This is a genomic window from Microbacterium sp. Leaf351, from assembly GCF_001423825.1.
Lineage (GTDB): Bacteria > Actinomycetota > Actinomycetes > Actinomycetales > Microbacteriaceae > Microbacterium > Microbacterium ginsengisoli.
The window spans coordinates 130,675-132,915 of the sequence record NZ_LMPK01000035.1 but is presented as its reverse complement, the minus strand read 5'-3'; the positions used below and the strand labels follow the sequence as shown (position 1 = coordinate 132,915).

1 protein-coding gene is annotated in these 2,241 nt (G+C 71.1%); it reads left to right on the top strand.

The window, feature by feature from the left end:
• On the top strand, positions 1-2,060 hold a 2,060-nt coding region (locus tag ASG00_RS11745), incomplete at its 5' end, for a fibronectin type III domain-containing protein (protein ID WP_162238394.1).
• Positions 2,061-2,241: the final 181 nt, after the last annotated feature.

Below are 2,241 nucleotides of genomic sequence, written 5' to 3'. Positions count from 1 at the left end.
CCGCCGCCAGCGGCACGCCGCGCATTGTGCTGTCCGCCTCGGGGGCATCGACCTACGTGCGCGTCGACGACGTCGCAGTCGCCCAGGTGCCGTCGGCGCCTGTGGCCCCGACGAACGTCAGCGCGACAGCCGGCGACGCGTCCGCGACTGTCTCCTTCCACGCGCCCGCGAACACGGGCGGGCTTCCGATCACGGCGTACACAGTGACGTCCTCGCCCGGAGGATTGACGAGTGTCGGATGCTCCAGCTCCCCCTGCACGGTGAGCGGGCTGACCAACGGCACACCGTACACGTTCACCGTCACTGCCTCGAACCTCGCAGGCACGAGTCCCGCCTCGAGCGCCTCGTCGTCGGTCACCCCGGCGGCTGAGCAGTCGATCACTTTCGCGCAGCCGGAGACCCAGACCTACGGCACCCCGTTCACGGCGGTGGCCACGTCGGACTCCGATCTGCCGGTGAGCTTCTCCAGCACCACGGACGCCGTCTGCACCGTCACCCCCTCGGGCGTCACGACGTTCCACGCGAACGGCACGTGCACGATCGACGCGGACCAGGCCGGTAACGACGCGTTCCTTCCGGCGACGACGGTCGAGCGCAGCTTCCAGGTCGACCCGGGCACGCCGGGCGCCCCGACCATCACCTCGGTGACCACGGCGTCGGGGTCCGTCACGGTGTCGTTCACTCCGCCGACCGAGACCGGCCGCAGCCCGATCGTCGGATACCTCGTCTCCGCGGGCCAGCGCTCCCAGGAATGCGATGCGTCCCCGTGCACCGTCAGCGGGCTCGTGAACGGATCTGCCTACGAGGTCTCGGTCGCCGCCCAGAACGAGCTGAACACCGGCCCCGCGGCGCAATACGAAGGAACCGTGACTCCGCTCGCCACGCAGACGATCGAGTTCGCGAACCCGGGGAGCCTTCCCTTCACGATGACGGCCAATCTCATGGCTCGAGCCACCTCGGACCTTCCGGTGACGTTCACGACACTCACCCCGGACGTGTGCACGGTGACCCGTGCGGGCGGACTGACTCCCGTGAGCGCGGGCGACTGCACCATCGCCGCGCACCAGGACGGCGATGACGCGACGGCGCCTGCTCCCGAGGTGGATCAGACGTTCTCGATCACGGCCGTCGCCTCCGACGCCGTGCGGTTGAGCGAGGGCTGGTCCGGCGACACGACCGTGAGCATCGCGTTCGCTCCTCCGGTGAACACCGGTGGCGCGCCGATCCTGTCGTACTCGGTGACCGCTCGCGGCGGCACGGCACCCGTCACGATCAGCTGCGCAGGGTCGCCGTGCACGATCACGGGCCTCGTCAACGGCACGGCCTACACCGTCGCCGTCGTTCCGGTGACGTCGGCGGGCAACGGAGCGTCCGTGTTCTACCGCGGGCGGCTCACGCCGCACGGCTCGCAGACGATCTCGGTCGTCGGCGCACCGGAGTCGGGGTACACCGGGACGACCGTGACCCTCGCGGCCACCGCCACCTCGGGTCTCCCGGTCACGGCAGAGCTGGGCGACGCCGGCGACCCCGGAGCGTGCTCCGTCAGCGGACTCACCATCAGCCTCCTCACTCCGGGCACCTGTGTGGTCGGGCTGATCCAAGCGGGTGACGCGGCCTACAGCCACGCGGTCCCCGTGGTGGTGTCGATCGTCGTCACCACCGCACCGGCGTCGGCGCTCACCGTCCCCTCGGGCCCGGTGACGACGGGCAGCGACCAGACCTTCACCGCGTCCGGGCTGCTGCCCGGAACCGATGCGACGTTCGTGCTGCACTCGAACCCCATCGTGCTCGGTACCGTCACGGTCTCGTCCACCGGTGTCGCGACGCTCACGACCGCGCTCCCCTCGGGCGTGACGGGGTCGCACACGGTGATCGTGACGGGAACCTCGGCCGACGGCACCGCGGTGACGCTGTCCCAGGGCATCACCATCGCCGACCCGGCCGCGACGCTCCCGCGCACCGGCGCTCCGGACCTCTCGGGGCTGCTCGTCCTCGCCGGGGCAGCGCTGCTCGGCGGCGCCGTGCTGCTGTTGATGACGCGCCGGCGACGAGCGCACTGATGACATGACGAGGGGGTGGATGCCGCGGCATCCACCCCCTCGTCATGTCCACGTCAGTCGGCGGACTCCGCCTCGCGGCTCGCCGCCGCACGGTCGGCCGCCGAGGCGACGTACCCGTCGATGTGCCGCTCGTCGGGACCGTTGTAGGCCGACAGCGGACGGATGAGCGCGTTGGCGGCGG